The sequence below is a fragment of the Gimesia benthica genome (genome assembly GCF_009720525.1).
Classification (GTDB): domain Bacteria; phylum Planctomycetota; class Planctomycetia; order Planctomycetales; family Planctomycetaceae; genus Gimesia; species Gimesia benthica.
The window spans coordinates 1,647,501-1,664,867 of record NZ_CP043930.1 but is presented as its reverse complement, the minus strand read 5'-3'; the positions used below and the strand labels follow the sequence as shown (position 1 = coordinate 1,664,867).

The window sequence follows — 17,367 nt, the reverse complement described above, 5'->3', positions numbered from 1 at the left end:
GCCTTATTCACTGCAGAATCAGGTTAGAAAAGGATAACTCATGAAACTGGCAATCCTGTCGTGCAGCCCGAGATGTTACAGTACGCGGCGGTTGCGCGAAGCTGCCGAACACCGCGGATTTAAAGTCAAGGTTCTCAACACACTCAAATTTGCCATCGATCTCAAACAGGCCGAACCCGACCTGTTTTTTCGACAGAAATCGATCTCCGATTACGATGCGGTCCTCCCACGTGTCGGCGCCTCGATCACCTACTTCGGAACCGCCGTCGTCAGGCAGTTCGAGCAGATGGACATTTTCTGTGCCAACACCTCGGCGGGTATTACCAATTCGCGCGATAAACTCCGTAGCCTGCAGATCCTCAGCCGACACCAGATCGGCATTCCGCAGACGACATTCGTTCGCGATAAAAAAGATGTGCTCCCCGCAATCGAACGGGTAGGGGGCGCACCGGTTGTCATCAAACTGCTGGAAGGAACGCAGGGGATCGGTGTATTGCTGGCGGAATCCGTGAAGTCCGCGGAGGCTATCATCGAACTGCTGCAGAACCAGAAGCAGAACGTGCTGATCCAGAAGTTCGTCGCGGAAAGTAAGGGACGCGATATCCGGGCGTTTGTGGTCGGGGATCGTGTTGTGGCTGCCATGCGGCGTGTCGCTCAGGGACAGGAGTTCCGCAGCAACGTCCACCGTGGCGGTCTGACCGAACCGGTCGTTCTCGATGAAACCTATTGTAAGACCGCAGTCCGGGCTTCTCAAATCATGGGTCTGAAGGTCGCCGGCGTTGATATGCTTGAGGGCAAAGACGGTCCCCAGATCATGGAAGTCAATTCCTCGCCGGGGCTGGAAGGGATCGAAAAATGTACCCAGCTGGATATCGCCGGTGCGATCATTGACTACATCGCTGCCCAGGTGGATTTCCCGGAAATCGATCTCAGGCAACGGCTCACCGTCAGTCGTGGATATGGCGTGACCGAGATTTATATTCCCGAAGGTTCTGAATATGTGGGCAAGACGATCCAGGCTTCGGGCCTGCGGGATAAGGATATCAACGTCCTGACGCTCTATCGCGGGACGACGGTGATCCCCAACCCCCGTTCAGATCGGGTACTGGAGTCCAATGACCGGCTGCTCTGTTTTGGAAAACTCGACTTCATGCGGGATCTGATTCCTGCTAAAACCCGTCGTAAGAGGCGGCCCAAAGTCATGGATTTGCCGGATCTGCCGGTGGCTGAAGAGGTGCTCTCGGAAGCCGGGCACGGAGCAAGCGATGCCTCAGGCACTGAATAAGGCTGACGTTAGATGAAGAAAATCCGTCCGCGTAAATCGATCGACCAGTGGAATGGCGACCCGATTCCCCCCGGCACTTCCCGTGATGTGAAGCTGGCTGTCAGCGAAAGCTACAGCAGTATGAATGTAAAGATTCCTATTCATATCCGCCGCGCCAAGGAAGACGGGCCGGTAGTCTTTGTGACGGCTGCGCTGCACGGCGATGAAATCAACGGCACCGGGGCGATCCGTAATCTGATCCAGGATACAGAATTGCATCTGCTGCGGGGCTCCGTGATTTTCGTACCCGTACTGAATCTGCTCGCCTTTGACCGGCACTCGCGTTATCTTCCGGATCGACGCGACTTGAACCGTTCATTCCCCGGCTCCGCGAATGGCAGCCTGGCCAGTCGCATGGCGCGGATCATCTTCGACGAAATCGTTTCTCGCAGTGACTATGGAATCGACCTGCACACCGCGTCGGTGCGGCGAACCAACTATCCCAACGTTAGAGGTGACCTCTCCAATAAGGAAGTTCGACGGCTGGCCCAGGCATTTGGCTCCGAAGTCATCATCAATGGCAAGGGACCCCAGGGAGCTTTCCGACGTGAAGCCTGTTCCATCGGCTGTCCGACCATCATCATGGAAGGGGGCGAGGTCTGGAAGGTCGAGCCGGGCATTGTGGAGTCGGCGGTGCGAGGGGTGAAGAACGTGCTCCGCGATCTCGAAATGCTTGAAGGGGAACATGAGAGTCCCGATTACCAGGTCATCATCGATAAGGCCAGCTGGGTCCGTGCCGAGCGGGGAGGCTTCCTCAAGTTTCACGTTAAGCCCGGTGATATTGTCGAAAAAGATCAGCCCCTGGCGACCAACACTACGATTCTGGGCCGCGAACGCAGCATGCTGTATGCACCCTTCGATTCGGTCGTCATCGGGATGACCACGCTGCCCGCGATCAGCCCCGGTGAGCCGGTCTGTCACCTTGGCAAACTGCCTCCCGAGACCAGGCTCTCCCGGATCAGGCGTTCCCGCTCTGAAGTGGACAGCCTGGAAGGACAGGTCGCTGAAGAGCTTTCGACCAACCTCGTGGTCGAAGAGCCCACTGACGAAGCACAGCAGCTCCGCCAGCACTCGGAAGGCAATGGCGAAGCGACTGCAGCGGAATAGTCGAACAGTCTTGCATCACCGTATTCAGTCTCCCGCTACAGGGGAACTCTACTTGGACTGCAGCTCAAAATCGAACTTGTTTTTGCCTTCGACGACCTCTTTTTTCAGTTCGGATTTGCTGTTATACCGTTCTGGAATCGAATCTTTCTTGAAAGTATCCTTGGGAAGTTTCAGCTTGGGAACCCCCTGATCGGAGTTGGCAAAGGTGTCAACGGGAATCACTTCCGCAACGCCAGAGTCTTCAGACTGGCGGGGGCTTTCCGGCGGGGCAGTGATGATGGTGATACTGTGAGGGCCTGGAACGGCTCCCTTCAGTTGATCACGGTATGTCAGCGTGTAGTTCCCGGAGCTGTCAGTGCGACCTGACGAGGGATTCCCCTTTTGCGGTGAAAAAATCACGACGGCGTTGGTCAGCGGTTTTCCGTCCATCGTCACTACCCCGGAGACCGGGGCCAGTTTGATGTCATCCCCACCCCGGGAGCATCCCAGGCAGACCAGGGGGACGGTCAAGAATAACAGTGTGAGAACGCGCCTCGGCTGTGCGGCCTGAAGCGTCAGTTTGGTTTCCTGGTACATTAAAATAGCATTCCTGTGCTGGAGTAATATTGCAAAACCCGGTTTCAGCCAGATGCGGAAACCGGGATCGTCTTGTCATCACGTGTCGTGAATTAAAAATCACCGATCACGTTGTGGTCGTTGATGGCAGCCAGGTAGATCAGCGTCTCGGCATCAACATTTTCGCTGATGAATCTCACCCGACCGTCGCCCAGCAGGAAGTGGCAGCCACCTGTGTGCGAGCTGCTTAAGCTCCATGCGTATTTGAGGCCGTCCGTCTGGTTGATTCCATTGATCAGGTAGATTGTTGATGGAATCGGTGCAGTCGAAGATCCCTGCCAGTTGCGGACCAGAGCCGTGTGGTAAGGCCAGTCGCCATAGTTACCGGCTGTCGCGCTGTTGAGCGGAGAAGAACCGATCCAGATCGCTCCTGAACCACGGTCTTCGGTGGTACGTTCTCCGATCATGATCACGTTGCTGGAACCGTCGGTCAGGTCCCGCATGCGGGTGACGGCGTGGTTGTTAAACGCTCCCGTGTAACCCTGTGTGGTTGACGCGGTCAGGTACCGGGAAGGGGAGTACAGAGCCGGGTAGTTCGATTTTCCCCATGAATTGATGTTGGTGTTGACGCCATCCATTGGATCGGAGGGGCAGTTCAATGTCGGGATCACGGTATTGATCACGGTCGGCTGCAGAACGACACCGGCTACGGTGCGCCAGGGAGCGTTCATGTTGAGCTGGTTGTAAAGGTTGGTCTGATCCATGAAGGGCAGCAGCATCACGCTCCAGCCCAGGTAGCTTTCGGTGGGGATGTCGCCGGCGATGGTGCGGACGCTTTCCACCTGCATCTGCGGGAAGGTGCGATGGGTTTCATGGTAGTTGTGCAGCGCCAGGCCAATCTGCTTCAGATTGTTTTTGCAGGAACTCCGCCGTGCCGCTTCGCGTGCCTGCTGGACTGCCGGTAAGAGCAGGGCGATCAAAATGGCGATGATGGCAATCACGACCAGCAGTTCGATCAGGGTGAAGCCACGTTTGACGTTAAGCAGTCTCATTTTCGTCTCCGAACAAGGATAAAAAGAAAGAAATGGAAAACAAGAATCTTGTATTCTTATCCTGTTTCCGGAGGTACCGAAAACGTATACGCAGCAGGTTTGAGACAGAAATAAGGCTAAAGGGACCTGCCCTGGAGGGGCTCGCAGAATGATGCTGTGTAGTTCGTAAATCTCACGATAAGAACGCAAAATTTGTGTTGGAACAGCAACTCGTATCAACAGAGCCTGTGCGAGACCAATAGCTGAGCGCCGGGACGAAAAGAAAATGCCTGTTGCGATTGCTTTTTCAAGCTGACGCGACATTAAACACTCCAAAGTTTAAAAAGCAACGGAAAAAAATTGGAAATTTCTGGAAAATTTTGGGGACCGTCTTACCCGGTAACCGCCGGTGATACCTAATTCAAATTCGGACAATCGCTTACGTACGGGAAGCCTCCAAGATCGCCAGGCAGGGCACGACGGCCCAGTTCGGGGTGGACTTGCCTGGTTGAAACCCGTCCTATGAAGCCCAGAGAATCTATATCGATCCACTTTCTCAATCCAATGTTCACACTGGGATTTGCTCTCTCGGAAATGGTCCACTAAGATCAAAGGGTCCCCACGTTCATCCGATTGCCGGAGTATTGCCGCCATGCAGAGATCCCTTGAAACCGAAAAGATTGAGAAACAGCTCAATGTCATCAGTATCCTGTTTATGGTACTGGCCGGCTTCAGTCTGCTCATGGTATTGTTTATTCCGGTCCACTTCATGATGATGCAATCTGTCATGAATATGGATTTTCCGCGTCCTCGTGAGGGCCCCGATCCCCGGAAAATGTTCCGGGAGATGCAGTCTGCATTTATTGTCCTGTACGTCCTGGTCGGTGTCTTATCTCTCGTCTTAGGTGGTTTTCTGCTGGCAACCGGCATCAACATCCGCCGTAGAAGGCACTTCACGTTCTGCGTCGTCGGTTCTGCTCTGATCTGTATTTCCTTTCCGCTGGGGACGGCTCTGGGAATCTGGTCGTTACTGACCCTGTATGATAAGCACACCCGTCCCCTGTTTGCTGAGCGGACCGATCTGGGCGACTCCGACTTTCTGGACTGAATGTTTGAGGAATCCCTCTGATGCCCATGACCAAGGCCAGCCAGCTCAACCTGATTGGCACCCTGTTTCTGATCCTGGGGATGCTCTCGATCTTCAACCTGGTGTTTTTGAGCCGGGTTGAGGAGCAGGTTAACGCGAACTCTCTCGCGAATGCAGATCTCCGCACTCCCGATGGAAAACCGTATGACGGCTTTAAAGAGCAGCGTGCGGTGCAGCAGAGCTTTCTGCTGGGCATGCTGATTTTCTCGATCGGCTTCACGGTAATCAGTCTCCTGACCGGTGCTTTTATCTTGAAACGGTTCAGTCATCGATCCTGTATTGTCGGGGCTATTGTGACGCTGATTGCATTTCCTCTGGGGACCATCCTCAGCGGCTGGGCGTTGTTCGTACTCTGTAACCGGAACACAAAACAGCTGTTCCAGGAACAGACCGAACTGGGGGAAACGGACTTCCTCGATTGAAATATTTCTGCTTCTGTGGCAGCACGAACATTGACAGAACAACTCTGTCGACCATAATTCCCCCGTTGTGAATCTGTCTGCAAATCAAACTCTTGAGGTTCTTTTGAACGAACAGAAACAAACGCGGCTCAAGCGGGCCGGTAAGCTGCTGATCCTCTGGGGCGTCCTGCATCTGACTCTGCTGCTGGCTGTGTACCCGATGATCTCCGCGATCAATGAGGGGATGCAGCAGATCATTGAACGGCCCGCACAGAAGCAGGCGACGGAACAGGTCTCCGCCCGGTTTCGCTCGATCATGCAGACCGCGGTTACGCTCGTGGAGATCTGTCTCTGGGCTTATCCCGTCATCTGCCTGTTGACCGGCGTCTCGATTCTGCAGGCGCGTCACCTCACCGGGTGTGTGGTCGGGGCTGCCCTGGTCTGCGTCTCCGTTCCCCTGGGAACCATCCTCGGGATCTGGACGCTGATCCTGCTGCGGGACTCTGAAATCAGAACCCTGTTTGATCCACAGATGTCCGCACAGAATCTCAGCGATGCGTAGCAGACTTTCACCTTCAATTTCAATTCTGACGCCTTGTTCCCGCAATCTACAAAAACGCCTCTGTTCAAAATCGCGTTCAGAGAAGATAATAGAGCCGTAATAGCTGACGCCGAACATTTTAGAAAGATGCATCATGGAACCCCTGGATCTGAAGCAGTTTGAATGGAAAATCAAAGTTCGCCAGTTGACGATGGACGACTTCGACGAACTGGTGGAAATGGAAAAACAGTGTTTTCCCGGCATGCAGACCTGGGGATGCGAGCATATCGAGAGCCAGCTCAAAACCTTCCCGGAGGGACAACTCTGCGTCGAGATCGACGGGCGGCTGGCCGCTTCTTCGTCGAGCCTGATCCTCGACTATGATCCCGCACTGGAATGGCACAACTGGAAAGCCGTCGCCGATGACGGCTATATCCGCAATCACAATCCCAAGGGGGATACGCTCTACGGGATCGAAATTATGGTCCATCCCGAATTCCGGGGCATGAAGCTTTCCCGTCGTCTCTACGATGCCCGCAAGGAACTCTGTCGGAATAAGAACCTGGCACGTATCATTATCGCCGGTCGCATTCCCGGCTATCACCACTATGCCAAAACCCTCTCGGCACGCGAATACATCGAAAAGGTGGTCGATAAGGCGATTTACGATCAGGTTCTCACCGCACAGCTGGCCAACGGCTTCTCCGTGGAAGGGCTGATTCCCAATTACCTGCCCTCCGATACCGAATCCTGCGGCTACGCGACCTATCTCGACTGGACCAACCTCGATTACGTCCCCGGTGCCAAACGCAAGTTCCACAGCACGGTGGAACAGATCCGTATCTGCGTCGTCCAGTACCAGATGCGTTCTGTCAAAGGCTTCGATGAGTTCGCCCAGCAGTGCGAGTTCTTTCTTGATACGGCCTCCGATTATAAATGCGACTTTATTCTCTTTCCGGAACTGTTTACTACGCAACTTCTCTCCTGTGTGGAACCGACGCGGCCCGGGCAGGCAGCCCGTCGGCTGGCGGAATTTACACCCCAGTACCTCGATTTCTTCACCGAGATGGCGGTCAAATACAACGTCAACGTCATCGGCGGTTCGCAGTTCGTGGTCGAGCATGGCACGCTGTATAACACCTCCTATCTGTTCGGCAGAGACGGTTCGATCGGCAAGCAGTACAAAATTCACATCACCCCCAGCGAACGCAAATGGTGGGGCGTGAGCCCCGGCGACCGCGTCGAAGTCTTCGACACCGACTGTGGCAGGATCGCCATTCAGATCTGCTACGACATTGAGTTCCCGGAACTGACCCGCATCGCGGCTCAGAAGGGGGCGCAGATCGTCTTCGTTCCCTTTAACACCGATACCCGCCACGGCTATCTCCGCGTCAGACACTGTGCCCAGGCACGCTGCGTGGAAAATCATCTGTATGTCGCCATTTCCGGTTGCACGGGCAACCTACCTTTCGTGGAGAATGCAGACATCCATTACGCTCAGTCCGGGATCTTTACTCCCGCGGATGTCGAGTTCGCCCGCGACGCCGTCGCCGCGGAATGTAATCCCAATGTCGAAACCGTGATTATCCACGATCTCGACTTCGAACAGCTCAGACGTCACCGCGAATCGGGCAGTGTCCAGAACTGGCACGACCGCCGCACGGAACTCTATCGGGTCGTTTATCAGGAAGATGGCAACTCCTTTGAAGTCTAGTGTGCGTTGCAAATCAGGGTTTAATCTCGCGATCAAAGTCGGAATCCTTTAAAATCCAGGGGAACGAAATCAATCCTGTCCCCGAGAAATAAAGTGCATTTCAAATGGTTATGGAATCCGGACAAAAGGTCCGCGTACAACGGGAACGTGTTATGCTGGAATCTTATAGTGGAATCTCCAAAAAAGCGGGGATGCCCCCGGGATCGCTGGTCCATGTGGGAGACTTTGATGAAGAAGACACCCGGATCTCGGTCGTCGACTATTCCCCCGGCGATCTGGAAGAACCGGTGGTCGAAACCGTCGAGGATCTGCTTAAGTTCCGGGACAAAAAATCGATCACCTGGGTCCTCCTGGAAGGTCTTAAGAATGTAGAAGTCACCGAACTCATCGGCAGGCACTTCGACATTCATCCGCTGGTTCTGGAAGACATCCTCAACACGCACCAACGTCCCAAGTTCGAGGAATACGACGACTATCTCTACATCGTCCTCAAAGGGCTGACCGTTGCAGATGAGTCCGTCGCTAACGAGTCCGTTGCCCCCGATAAGTTCGAAGTCAACTACGAACAGATCAGCATCCTGGTCCTGAATGACTTCGTCTTCACTTTCAAGGAACAGAAAGACGAACTCTTTCTTCCCCTGATTCAGCGTATCCGCAACCAGACCGGGAAAATCCGGTCCCTTGGGACCGACTATCTCACCTACGCCATCATCGATTCCATCGTCGACCAGAACTTCGTCCTGCTCGATACCATGGACGAACGGATCGATGCCATCGAAGAGGAACTGCTCGACGATCCTGATTCCTGCACACTGACGTCGATCCAGCATCTCAAGCGGGAACTGATTGACATCCGCCGGGCGACCTCGCCGCAGCGCGAACTGGTCGCCGCGATTCTCCGCTCGGACCATGTCCTGTTCAGCGAGAAGGTCGACATCTATTTCCGCGATGTCTACGATCACGTGCTCCGCATCAACGAATCGGTCGACTCCTACCGCGACATGCTCGCCGGGCTGCTGGATATTTACGTTTCCAGTATCAGTAACAAAATGAACGAAGTGATGAAAATCCTGACTGTCTTTGCCTCGATTTTCATCCCGCTGACTTTCATCGCCGGCATCTACGGCATGAACTTTGAATACATGCCCGAGCTGAAATGGAAATGGGCCTACCCCACGTTGTGGGTCTTCTTCGTGACCATCCCCGTCGCGCTGTTGATTTATTTCAAAAAGAAAAAGTGGTTGTGACAAGTTTCAACCCTCCGTTGTAGGGGCAAACCCATGTTTCTGCCCGCCTGGCGGTAATTGATTCATGTTTTCGCATACCCTGGCCCCGGTGAAAGCGATTTGACACGAATTCTTCATACGGCATTCGTACTGCGCTCCTCGAGTGGGAAACCGACGAGTCAGGCATCCCCTCCAGTTCACTGCTTCCCATATCCACCTGATCTTCGCGCACCCTTTCGGGCGATTTCGCTGAACAGTTTGACCTTGATCCGCTGTTTCCGAATCGTATCGTTGTGCAATTGTGCTTCGCGCGCGAGGCGGGTGATGCGTGCACTGGAATTTCACGAACAAGTGACGCAGCAGCACCTGAATCCTGGTCGATTTCCGACTGTTTTCACCGGAACACACGGCACCACTTCGCATTGTCTCGTAAGATTTCAAATCATTTCGGAGCACTTTCAGAGCATTTCGCAGGCAACTCACTGCAGATTCAGAATGACTCAACTCGATTTCAACTTCCATTTTCTCTTGACCTCCCCGTGCCGATCCACACAATCCCCAACATCATCAACGGTGAAACGAAAGCTGACGCATGATGTCAGCTCCGGTTAAAACGATTTTGGTATAAGCCATCCGAAGCAAGAAACGCTGCCTGGCGATACAAACCGGGAATAATACCCGTCGGCACAGCCCGGGCGAGCTGAATATCAGGCAGCAGTGAACGTCGAGCAGATCACGCGCAGAGAAAGAAGAAGCGGGCAGGGGACTCGGTGAGTTTGGCAACGTTAACTTATCATTCCGAGCGAAATTCAGAGAACGTTGTCATCACCTCGGTAAGAATAAATTGTTGATCATGTTTTGAATCATTGACAGCAGTAAAGGTGAATAAGCCACAGGGCGTTCGCCTGGATTAGGCGTTGGAAATAGGGCCGTTCGAATTAAGCAACACTCTCTAGTATTCCTGGTCAAGCTGGGATTGCGTCAGCATTCGGTATGACTCGAACTGCTTCCCGAATCGCTCCATTGACTCATGCAGCGGATGCGCGGCCGCAAGGTCAGGTTGTTTGAAGAACAGACTTTTCCAGAATCCCTGCCAGGGCAGGTAGCGGACCATGATCGAACGCTGTTCGGCTCCCTTTTCTTCCGGAAAGAACATGATGCCGTATTCGATTTTTTCATCAGCCAGCACGGTTTCGAAGTAAACGCCCCAATCCTCAGAACATCCCCCTTGATACGATTCCGGTACAGTATGTCCGTCCTGGATCAGGTGTTCTTCCAGCAACGTGCAAACGTACGTCGCTGCCTCCAGGCAGATCTCATCCTCATCTGAGAAGTAGTCTTCTGGAATTCTGACCACGACGGCCACGTATTGATCTGTTCGTTCTTCGGGCATAACTGGAACCGTTTCTGAGATCTGGGAACTTTCAAGATTGTCGAGTTCCCGATTGTTTTAAACAACCCCGGATTGATGCATGATTCCACAAAAAAACGCCCCGGGAGAATATCCCGAGGCGTTTCGTCTGTCTCAAACAGAGTTGAGTGAATTACTCGTTACCGGCTGTCACACCCTGCCAGTCGTCGGTGCGGAAGGGGGTCAGCGGCAGGCCTTCCTTGTTCTGTACGTTGCAGACCGGGTTATCGGCCCAGGCGTAACGGACAGAAGCAGGTTTGGCGACCGCATCGCTCCAGACTTCGATTTTGTCTTTGCCCACGATTTTGGCGTTGGCTTTGACAAACGTCTTGTCTTCACCGGCGATGGTGAAGCCGATGGGAGTGGTGACGTCGAATGTATCCAGTCCGCCGCCCACATGATCGAAGGTCAGGATGGCTTTGTTGCCTTTGACTTCCATCGATTTGTACTGCGGACTCTGGTGGACGATATCAACGCCGTAATCTTTGGCCAGCGCCCAGCGGGCCAGGCGTTTGGCCACATCCTGTTTGTTCTTGGGATGAATGTCGGATGCTTCACCCAGGTTCAGAATCACAGCTTCACCGGTGTTCGGCAGTTTGCTCATGGTCATGGTCTGGGCTTCACGCAGTTCGGCCCAGTCACTCTCGGCCGGTTCCGGTTTTTCGGCACGGAAGTCAGCCAGCTGAACCCAGTAGAAGGGGAAATCGCCCTGTTTCCACTCATCACGCCAGTTCTGAATCATGAAGGGGAACAGCTTACGATACTGGTAAGCCCGGCTCGCATTCGATTCTCCCTGGTACCAGATCACACCCTTGATACCGTAACCGATGGTCGGATGCAGTACGCCGTTGTAAATGTTGGCCGGACGATGGTTGCCGGTCAGCGGGTTCCGCGGAGCACGGGGACGGTTGGGAGGATTCTTGCCGGCAGCTTTGGCGTTCTTCGCAGCGGCTTTCCACTGGTCGAGCCGTTTGTTGTAAGCGGCAACAGCCTGGTCGTGATTGTAGGTCTCTTCCGTTTTTTTCCATTTTTCCAGCATCGCTTTGAATGCAGGTTCGTCTTCGAGACGCTTCCGGTTGACCCACGCTTCGGCGGAAGAACCACCCCAGGCATTGTCAATCAGCCCGATGGGGACATTTAGAGTCTGGTACAGCTGGCGACCAAAGAAGTAACCGACGGCAGAGAAATTCGGTACGGTTGCGGGCGAGCAGGCTTCCCACTTGCCGTTAAAGTCATCCTGGGCTTCCTGTGTTCCCACCTGCGGAACCGATATCAATCGGATTTTGGGATAGTTGGCGGTCATGATTTCCAGGTCGGCGTCATTCGCGGCTGAGACAGACCAGGCCATGTTTGACTGACCGGAGCAGATCCAGACTTCGCCGGCGAGTACGTCTTTGAGGGTAACGCTGTCGCTTCCCTTGATGGTGATTTCGTAAGGACCACCGACTTTCAGTGGTTCCAGGTTCACCTGCCATTTCCCTTTGTCATCGGCGGTAGCGGTGTGAGACTGGCCATCAATGGTAACAGTCACTTTCGTGCCGGGTTCATCCCAGCCCCAGAGCGGGTTCTTCTGACCCTGCTGCAGGACCATATGGTCGCCAATAATGGCAGGCAGTTTGATTTTGGCCTGCGCCTCGTTGAGATTCATCAGATACAGACAGCTGAGTGCAAGCACTGTAGCTGCAAGTCGTTTCGCGGAAGTACAATTCATCTGTGGTTCCTTGCAGGATGAGTAAACTGGAGAAGTCATAACAAACAGTTTGCTTCTATAGCTTGAACTGAATAGACTGCATTTTCAAGCGATTCCATTCAAATCGTGACAGCAAATCTCTCAATTCATTTCTTCTAAACTGGTATGGTGATTCATGAAACGGAAAATGACCCTGCTGTGGTTCCTGGTCTTGAGTTGTAGTTTTCTCCCCCTGGTTCAGGCGGAAAACAAGAAGCCCTCCGAGAAACGCTACGTTATCATTCACGCCGATGACGCCGGCATGTCACACTCGGTGAACCTCGCCACCATTGAAGGCATGCAGAAAGGCATCGTCTCCTCGGCCAGCATAATGGTACCCTGTCCCTGGTTCAAAGAATTCGCTGCCTACGCGAAACAGAACCCCGAACAGGATTTCGGCATCCACCTGACGCTGAATTCCGAGTGGAAAAACTACCGCTGGGGACCGGTCGCCTCGCGGGATCAGGTACCGAGTCTGCTCGATGAAGAGAATTATCTCTGGGACAACGTCGGACAGGTGATGCAGCATGTGAACGTCAAAGATGCCGAGAAGGAACTGCGGGCACAGATCGAACGGGCCCGCAAATTCGGCGTCCCTCTCTCACATCTGGATACCCACATGGGAGCAGTCGTCAGTCGGCCTGACCTCTTGGAAATGTACGTCAACCTGGGCATCGAATATCAGCTGCCGGTCCTGTTTGTGAACAATCTCGATCCGAAAAAGTACGGCGTGATCGCAGAGAAGGGCAAACAGCTCAAGGAAGTCCTGGAAAAGAACGGGCTCCCCGTGCTCGATGAACTGGTTCAGTTTTATGGCGAACCCGACTACGAAAAGCGGAAACAGGCCTACCTCGAAAAGATTCGCGAACTCAAGCCGGGAGTCACGCAGATCATCATTCACTGTGGATTTAACAACCAGGAACTGCAGAACATCACCCACAGTTCCTCCCGCCGCGATGGTGACCGCCGCGTGTTTACCGACCCCGCGGTCATCAAAGAGGTCAAGGATCTGGGCATCGAAGTCATCACCTGGAAAGAGTTCCACGAGATGGCTAAGCAGAAACTCGCTCAGGCCGAATAGCCGCCGTAATCACAGCTATTCGTTACGTTCAATCTGTGACAGCCAGCCTTCCAGCGTAAATGCAGGTGTGCCTCGTTCCTCCGGTTTGAGGCACGCCAGCTGGCTGCGATCGGTGAGCGTCAGCCCAAAATCCGCCAGAGTGGCACCCCGCTGATGCAGGTCGGTGCCGTACAATCGCTCCAGTTTGATCTGCTGCGCATCACACCAGCGCCCGGAATTGACGGTTGGCATAGTTTTGATCTGCTCCGTAGTCAGCGCAGGCGTTCCCAGTTGCTGCTGAATCCAGCGCAGGGCATCCGGATGAGCCATATAGGGACGATGACCGCCTCCCGCTTCGAACCAGGCCTTCACCTTTCCCTCAGCTCCCTGGTCGGCATAGACTCGCCCGGCCTGCTCGACGACAGCCCGCGTGCCGCGCCAGGCGGTCCCGTCGTTGTCGGAGTCGATGATCCAGTCAGCATCGCCGTTCATCACCAGAACGGCACAGTTGGGGGCGGCCAGTGACAGAAACTCAGGCCAGGTGAACCGTTCGCGCATCCGCTGATTGGGAACTTTCGTGCAATATTTGCTCCGCAGCGTAACATTGTCATATGCCCAGCCGGAGACGATTGCCATTTTGATTCGCGGTTCCAGTGCCGCCATCCAGCTCGCGACGGCACCGCCCAGAGAATTCCCCGCGACGCCGATCCGACTGGGATCGACGTCTTTCCGTTCCTGCAGGAAATCGATCCCCCGCATCGTGTCGAAGACCAGCTTCCCCATGATCGGACGCCCGGCATTCCAGGCCCGCTCATGCACAGACTTCGGATCGTGGGCCCGCGTGCCCAGTCGTCCCTGTATGTGCCGCTCTTCTTCACCAATCGGATCCATGGCCAGACAGACGAGCCCCGCTTTCGCATAGGCTTGTGCCGCGTAATTGTACTGCCACTGGCTCTTGCTTCCCCCATGACCGTAGGTCAAAACAATCGCCGGCGCAGGTGCTTTGAGTTGTTTGGGGCGATACACGACCGCAGGAATTTTTGACCCTGGTTCGCTGGTGAAGACCCATTTTTCGATGACCAGGCCATCCCGTTCCAGCTCACCCCGCTTTTCGCTTTCCAGCGCGACTTTCTGTTCCGGAATCCCCAGCATCGCTTTGAGCTCGGCTTGGCTTTCCGCTTGCCATTCGGGGAACGCGACCTTCGCTGGACGGGCCGGCGGTTTCGTTTCTGCTTGCGCGGGACCTGCCCAGTGTGCAGTGTTGATGGCGAAATATTTATTCAGAAACGGGGGCTGCTTGCGGCTGGCGTACCAGATGCGAAAGCGGCCATCGGGCAGCTGCATCACCGACTGACTGGTGACGTAATGCGATTCCCAGGGACGCTCAGGATCAGGACGCAGCACCGGGTTTTGCGGATGCTTATACCAGTTGAGTCCGTCGATGCTCACCGCGAATCCCAGTGCGGTCGTATTCTCCCGCTCCGTCCAGTAACTGCCGTACCACATCAGGTAAGCATCGCCCAGCCTGAGAACCGTCGGATAAAACAGCCGCCCCGATTCCCAGTTCTGATCGAGTTCCAGTACCGGATCGGGAGAGACCCGCCACTTACTTCCATCCAGACTCGACGCATGCCGGATGCACCAGGGATCCTGCGACACGTCGGTAAACCACATCTGGTACGTCCGTCCGGTTTTGAGAATGGTCGGCGCGTAAACGTGTTTGAGATTATCAGAACCCGCCTCGCTCCAATCCGATCCGTTCAGGCTGTCCGCTTCGTATAACTGGTGCAGGGCGGTTTCGTCATGGAAGTCTGTCGCAGAGAACCACATCCGCAGTCGCCCGTTTTCATGCAGCGTCTGGCCGTTGGCTGAACGGAGCAGGGTTGGCGTTAATACGGAGTGCTCGCCATCGCCGAAGGAAAAGACCGGATTCTGCCGGTTCTTGTTGAAATGAATGCCGTCATTGCTGTCCGCCCGTCCCAGAACAAACATTCGATCCTGCACGGCACCGCTCGAACCACAGTACCAGAGGGAATAGGTTCCCTGTTCCAGGCTTACGCAGGGGGCAAAAATGTGTGTATCGTCGAAAGTGCCTGGACGTCCCAGTTTTAGGATCGGGCCGTCGGTATCGCGCTGCCAGTTTTGAGGGGTGAGCCAGCGTTGTAATTCCCGCGGGATCGGTTCTGCTTGTAAGAAGAGGGGGCTGCTGCCAGAGAGAATGATTAAGGGGAGCAGAACACGACAAACGGACCAACGTTTCATGGCTGACCTTCTTTCAGGAGGAGCGTCATGGGGAAATGTCGGTTCTATCGTAGCGCAGCAGTGGGGGAATCTCAAACCGCAGGGCATAAAAAAATCCCCTGCAGGAAGCTTAAAACTGCAGGGGATTTCGGTGCAAAGATAGAGACGATCTATCTTTCAGGAGGTAGAATGCTTCAGCAGGGTGGGCCGTGGGCCAGTGGTCGCGCGATGAGAAATCCGTTTCCCGGTAATCGGGTCGCGTTTAGGCTTTCCACCCATGTATTCTGAGCTGTTCGGAGTTGCAGGGCCTGCTCACAACAGGCCAGATTGGTTTTGCAGCAGTCGGGCAGGGCATGCGTCTGGAAACAATTCGAGCCAGCCTGACAGGATTTCAGATGCGGATTGCAGTTCTGTTTCAGGTGAGTGCTGGTCTGCGTACTCGCGGTGGCAGACATACTTACGCCGACAGACAATACGGTAGCGGTAAAGATCTTGGTCAACATGACGGATCTCCTCTGAGTTGATGGTCTTATATGTGTTGGTTGAGATAATCGTGGGTCGCCGGAAAGCGAACTCCCATGATCAGCAGAGCCAGACACAATGCATCAGGTGCAGAGGTTGAGCGGAAACGGGGGCATCCAGGCCAGCCGGAATCAATTCCTGGGCGGAGTGCGTGCCGGCAGCGATGGTCTCGCTGCCCACGAACGGAGCAGAATTGACGGACAGGCGGGATTTACCCGTAGAAGCAAAGAGCGTTTCATCACAGTGTGGGTGGCTGCCCGTGGTACTTGCCGGCTTTTGGTCCTGACCTGTCTGGGTCAGGGGTTCCGGTGTAGGGGGGACAGCGGCCTGCAGATTATGCTGTTCCAGAGCCTGACAGCACCAGCTGCCGGGAAACATCAGGCTGGCTGCCAGCAGCAGCGATAAACTGATTTTAAACAGCGAGCAGCACATGGCCAGAGCTTTCTATTCTGATGGCTTCTGCAGTTGAAGTTCTCTGTTAAACGCTTCTGCTAACATTACGCCCCGGGAGCAGAAGGCGTTGGATGATTCCGGGAAAAAAAGAAAACAGCAGGGAAGCTCTGAACCTCGCTGGAGATAGGTGTGTCAGACTACGGTGAAGAAAAAGTGATTTTTTGTAAAAGTAGTGCCGAAAGTGACTTTACAGCACACACATAAGAAGACAGAATACGCGTCCTCTTATTGGGGCGTATAGCTCAGTTGGTTAGAGCGCAGCTCTGATAAAGCTGAGGTCCGTGGTTCGAATCCACGTACGCCCATTTTTTTCTCTCTCTAAGAGGTATCCCGCTTGTCTGGCAAATTTAATTTGCCGCAATGGGATTTGCCGGCAATACTATTGTCGGCGTCTTTTGAGGGGACGTAGCTCAACTGGGAGAGCGCCGCCCTTGCAAGGCGGAGGTTGCCGGTTCGATCCCGGTCGTCTCCATTTGTGTTTTAGGGGACCACGTTTACCTTGTGAGGTTTTAAAAAACGGGTCTTAAAAATTCTAAAACACTTTCTGGGAATTTTGGTTCCCGTGAGTTGACGAGCGGTTTCGGAATGGTTAAGATCCCGCTCCTTCACTTGGGTTTGGCAAAGGTTGTTAAGCGTAAGTGGTTGTCGCAAAGAGATTTGCGGCGAAAACTGTCCGAAGGGATTTGAAACACTTTTTGGAAATTTTGGTTTCCATGAGTTGACGGGCAGTTTTGAAAAGGTTAAGATCCCGCTCCTTCACTTGAAGTTAACAAAAGTTGTTGGCCGCAAGTGGTTGTCGCAAAACAGTTTGCGGCAAAAACGGTTCGAAGAGAGTTGAAAAACTTTTTCAAAAAACTTCTCCCGGACGGTTGACTCGCTGAGAGGCGACGATAAAATAACTCTCT

General features: G+C 54.1%; 15 protein-coding genes and 2 tRNA genes. 10 read left to right on the top strand and 7 right to left on the bottom strand.

What is annotated here, in order from left to right; all coding sequences use genetic code 11:
- Positions 1-40: 40 nt before the first annotated feature.
- Entirely contained in the window at positions 41-1,285 is a 1,245-nt protein-coding gene (locus F1728_RS06385; RefSeq protein ID WP_145439687.1) for a RimK family alpha-L-glutamate ligase, read from the top strand.
- A 12-nt stretch (positions 1,286-1,297) separates the two neighbouring features.
- The gene (locus F1728_RS06380; RefSeq protein WP_155363395.1) at positions 1,298-2,431 is read left to right on the top strand and encodes a succinylglutamate desuccinylase/aspartoacylase family protein; all 1,134 of its coding nucleotides are present in this window, start codon (positions 1,298-1,300) and stop codon (positions 2,429-2,431) included.
- 48 nt (positions 2,432-2,479) lie between these two features.
- Here F1728_RS06380 and F1728_RS06375 read toward each other — a convergent pair whose 3' ends face one another.
- Positions 2,480-3,007: an Ig-like domain-containing protein gene (locus tag F1728_RS06375; protein WP_155363394.1), complete on the bottom strand. Its 528-nt coding sequence runs from the start codon at positions 3,005-3,007 to the stop codon at positions 2,480-2,482.
- 92 nt (positions 3,008-3,099) lie between these two features.
- Positions 3,100-4,038, bottom strand: a complete 939-nt coding sequence (locus F1728_RS06370) for a DUF1559 domain-containing protein (RefSeq protein WP_145181989.1) — start codon at positions 4,036-4,038, stop codon at positions 3,100-3,102.
- A gap of 631 nt (positions 4,039-4,669) precedes the next feature.
- Between F1728_RS06370 and F1728_RS06365 the strand changes: the two genes are divergently transcribed.
- From F1728_RS06365 to corA, 5 genes are all read left to right on the top strand, one after another.
- Positions 4,670-5,125, top strand: coding sequence for a hypothetical protein (locus F1728_RS06365; protein WP_155363393.1), 456 nt, complete (start codon positions 4,670-4,672; stop codon positions 5,123-5,125).
- 20 nt (positions 5,126-5,145) lie between these two features.
- Positions 5,146-5,586, top strand: coding sequence for a hypothetical protein (locus F1728_RS06360; RefSeq protein ID WP_155363392.1), 441 nt, complete (start codon positions 5,146-5,148; stop codon positions 5,584-5,586).
- Positions 5,587-5,689: 103 nt separating this feature from the next.
- Entirely contained in the window at positions 5,690-6,127 is a 438-nt protein-coding gene (locus tag F1728_RS06355) for a hypothetical protein (protein ID WP_155363391.1), read from the top strand.
- A gap of 133 nt (positions 6,128-6,260) precedes the next feature.
- Positions 6,261-7,820: a bifunctional GNAT family N-acetyltransferase/carbon-nitrogen hydrolase family protein gene (locus F1728_RS06350; protein WP_155363390.1), complete on the top strand. Its 1,560-nt coding sequence runs from the start codon at positions 6,261-6,263 to the stop codon at positions 7,818-7,820.
- Positions 7,821-7,972: 152 nt separating this feature from the next.
- Positions 7,973-9,067, top strand: a complete 1,095-nt coding sequence (corA, locus tag F1728_RS06345; protein WP_155363389.1) for a magnesium/cobalt transporter CorA — start codon at positions 7,973-7,975, stop codon at positions 9,065-9,067.
- 931 nt (positions 9,068-9,998) lie between these two features.
- Here the strand turns inward: corA and F1728_RS06340 are convergent.
- Both F1728_RS06340 and F1728_RS06335 read right to left on the bottom strand, forming a co-directional pair.
- Entirely contained in the window at positions 9,999-10,439 is a 441-nt protein-coding gene (locus F1728_RS06340) for a hypothetical protein (protein ID WP_155363388.1), read from the bottom strand.
- Between the two features lie 151 nt (positions 10,440-10,590).
- On the bottom strand, positions 10,591-12,168 hold the full coding sequence (locus F1728_RS06335; RefSeq protein ID WP_155363387.1) for a sialate O-acetylesterase: 1,578 nt from the start codon (positions 12,166-12,168) through the stop codon (positions 10,591-10,593).
- 154 nt (positions 12,169-12,322) lie between these two features.
- Here F1728_RS06335 and F1728_RS06330 point away from each other — a divergent pair, with 154 nt between their 5' ends.
- Positions 12,323-13,267 (top strand): polysaccharide deacetylase family protein, encoded by a 945-nt coding sequence (locus F1728_RS06330; RefSeq protein ID WP_228030531.1) that lies wholly within the window; start codon positions 12,323-12,325, stop codon positions 13,265-13,267.
- Between the two features lie 15 nt (positions 13,268-13,282).
- Here F1728_RS06330 and F1728_RS06325 read toward each other — a convergent pair whose 3' ends face one another.
- The 3 genes from F1728_RS06325 to F1728_RS06315 form a co-directional block, all read right to left on the bottom strand.
- Positions 13,283-15,508, bottom strand: coding sequence for an acetylxylan esterase (locus tag F1728_RS06325; RefSeq protein WP_194242705.1), 2,226 nt, complete (start codon positions 15,506-15,508; stop codon positions 13,283-13,285).
- A gap of 173 nt (positions 15,509-15,681) precedes the next feature.
- Complete coding sequence (locus F1728_RS06320; RefSeq protein WP_155363385.1) at positions 15,682-15,990, bottom strand: hypothetical protein; 309 nt, start codon at positions 15,988-15,990, stop codon at positions 15,682-15,684.
- Between the two features lie 79 nt (positions 15,991-16,069).
- Positions 16,070-16,441, bottom strand: coding sequence for a hypothetical protein (locus F1728_RS06315; RefSeq protein ID WP_155363384.1), 372 nt, complete (start codon positions 16,439-16,441; stop codon positions 16,070-16,072).
- Positions 16,442-16,693: 252 nt separating this feature from the next.
- On the opposite strand from F1728_RS06315, the gene F1728_RS06310 reads away from it, so the two are divergent.
- Positions 16,694-16,767: transfer RNA gene (locus tag F1728_RS06310), tRNA-Ile, on the top strand.
- Between the two features lie 94 nt (positions 16,768-16,861).
- Positions 16,862-16,934, top strand: a tRNA-Ala gene (locus tag F1728_RS06305).
- Positions 16,935-17,367 lie beyond the last annotated feature (433 nt).

Coding starts and splice junctions, on each gene's coding strand:
- F1728_RS06380 (WP_155363395.1), top strand. CDS start 1,298: ATGAAGAAAATCCGTCCGCGTAAATCGATCGACCAGTGGAATGGCGAC.
- F1728_RS06375 (WP_155363394.1), bottom strand. CDS start 3,007: ATGTACCAGGAAACCAAACTGACGCTTCAGGCCGCACAGCCGAGGCGC.
- F1728_RS06365 (WP_155363393.1), top strand. CDS start 4,670: ATGCAGAGATCCCTTGAAACCGAAAAGATTGAGAAACAGCTCAATGTC.
- F1728_RS06350 (WP_155363390.1), top strand. CDS start 6,261: ATGGAACCCCTGGATCTGAAGCAGTTTGAATGGAAAATCAAAGTTCGC.
- F1728_RS06325 (WP_194242705.1), bottom strand. CDS start 15,508: ATGAAACGTTGGTCCGTTTGTCGTGTTCTGCTCCCCTTAATCATTCTC.
- corA (WP_155363389.1), top strand. CDS start 7,973: ATGCTGGAATCTTATAGTGGAATCTCCAAAAAAGCGGGGATGCCCCCG.
- F1728_RS06320 (WP_155363385.1), bottom strand. CDS start 15,990: ATGTTGACCAAGATCTTTACCGCTACCGTATTGTCTGTCGGCGTAAGT.
- F1728_RS06315 (WP_155363384.1), bottom strand. CDS start 16,441: ATGTGCTGCTCGCTGTTTAAAATCAGTTTATCGCTGCTGCTGGCAGCC.
- F1728_RS06370 (WP_145181989.1), bottom strand. CDS start 4,038: ATGAGACTGCTTAACGTCAAACGTGGCTTCACCCTGATCGAACTGCTG.
- F1728_RS06360 (WP_155363392.1), top strand. CDS start 5,146: ATGCCCATGACCAAGGCCAGCCAGCTCAACCTGATTGGCACCCTGTTT.
- F1728_RS06340 (WP_155363388.1), bottom strand. CDS start 10,439: ATGCCCGAAGAACGAACAGATCAATACGTGGCCGTCGTGGTCAGAATT.
- F1728_RS06335 (WP_155363387.1), bottom strand. CDS start 12,168: ATGAATTGTACTTCCGCGAAACGACTTGCAGCTACAGTGCTTGCACTC.
- F1728_RS06330 (WP_228030531.1), top strand. CDS start 12,323: ATGAAACGGAAAATGACCCTGCTGTGGTTCCTGGTCTTGAGTTGTAGT.
- F1728_RS06385 (WP_145439687.1), top strand. CDS start 41: ATGAAACTGGCAATCCTGTCGTGCAGCCCGAGATGTTACAGTACGCGG.